The organism is Collinsella aerofaciens, from assembly GCF_040920445.1.
Taxonomy (GTDB): domain Bacteria; phylum Actinomycetota; class Coriobacteriia; order Coriobacteriales; family Coriobacteriaceae; genus Collinsella; species Collinsella aerofaciens_BH.
On the sequence record NZ_JBCOTQ010000026.1, the window covers coordinates 26939 to 28563 of the forward strand.

2 protein-coding genes are annotated in these 1625 nt (G+C 60.4%); both read right to left on the reverse strand.

Annotated features, from left to right (window positions below; all coding sequences use genetic code 11):
- Positions 1 to 392: alpha/beta hydrolase (locus AB5405_RS05645; protein WP_368137834.1), on the reverse strand; the 392-nt coding region annotated here is incomplete at its 3' end.
- A 104-nt stretch (positions 393 to 496) separates the two neighbouring features.
- Positions 497 to 1625: glycoside hydrolase family 28 protein (locus AB5405_RS05650; RefSeq protein WP_368137835.1), on the reverse strand; the 1129-nt coding region annotated here is incomplete at its 5' end.

The window sequence follows — 1625 nt, forward strand, 5'->3', positions numbered from 1 at the left end:
AGCCAGGGTTGGTCCCAAAGCGCCCCGAGCAAGCCAACCAGGTGTCCACCCGCCGAAAAACCCATGACCGTAATTCGATTGGGATCGACGCAAAACTCCGTCGCATGGCTTCGAACGGTATCGACCGCTCGCGCGAGTTCTTGCAATGCCAGCGGATAGACAGCCGGAGCAACCGAATAGTTCAGTACAAACGCTTGGTAGCCCATCGCCAACAAACGGAGCGCTACCGGCTCGCCTTCGCGCGGCGAAACGTGATCGTAGCCGCCTCCTGGCACGACCACAACTGCAGGCAGCGGTTTTAAAGCATAAGCATCTTCGGTCGGGGCAAAAACATAAGACGTAATCGTGGCAGACGAGCCATCGACCCCGACAGGAATCGTTTTATTGAGCATGTATTCCCTTTCACCATGATGCGTAGCGCAGCGCACACGGCCGTATCGCACAAGGGCTGCATTGCCGATTTATCCGACAATGCAGCCCTGGTCATCAACCCGAGTTAGGAACGGACAACCTTGTCGACGTTCTGGAGCTGCAGCTCCTCGCCGTCCTGGCCCTCGATCACCACATTTTGCAGGTCGAGCACCTTGACGTTTTGCGCAATGATGCCCTGGCGCACCATGGGCTCAACGCCGCAGGCCATGGCCGGGACAAAGGGCTCGGCATCCGGCGCGAAGGTCACGTGGACATCCTGGAACGTCAGGCGCGTCACTTTGCTCTCGGGCAGGCCCGTGATGTAAGCAGCAGCCGCGTGGCAGTTAGTAGCCTCGATATCACAAAACGTCGTGGCACCAAAGCCGGGTGTGCGGTCGTCGACGGGCAGCGCCTCGCGAGACTGCACGTAATCGGTCTTGCCGTCCTTGTCGCAGAAGTAGAACGAGTTGACCACGAAGGGCGTGAGCACCTCGTCCATGCGAATGTGCTCAAAGGTAATGCCCTCGTTGACGGCGTCCTTGCCGCGCCCGCGGCGGGTCTTGACGCGCAGGCCGCGGTCGGTGCGTTCAAAGAGGCACTTGCTCACGGTAAGGTCCTTGATGCCGCCGGCTGCCTCGGATCCCAGCACCACGGCGCCATGGCCGTCGTGCATGTAGCAGTGCGAGATCAACACGTCGTGCGTGGCGGGACGAAGCTCGGACTCAATGCCCAGTTTGCCGCTCTTGATGGCGATACAGTCATCGCCCACCGAGAACTGGCAACCCAGGATGCGAACAAAGCCGCAGCTCTCGGGATCGAAACCGTCGGTGTTGTGGGAGTTCTTGGGACCCTCGATGGACAGGCACAGGGCATCGACGTGTTCGCACAGAATGGGATGGATATTCCACGCCGGGCTGTTGCGGACGGTAAAGCCGGCAAGGCTCACGTTTTCGCACTCGGACAGGAAGATCATGCGCGGGCGGGCGACCTCGCGGCCCTCCTCGGGGCGGAAGATATTCTTAAAGTCCTTGTTCCACCAGTTATCCTCGGCAAAATCGGTCTGACCGTCGATGGCGCCGCGGCCATAGATGCACACGTCGTGCACGCTCAGACCCGTAAAGGTCGAACAGTAGGTCGAAAAGCTCTCGCCCTCCCAGCGGCCCAGGGGCAGCATATCGGTGCCGGCATACCCGGTGCCCTTGTCACCCGTGACC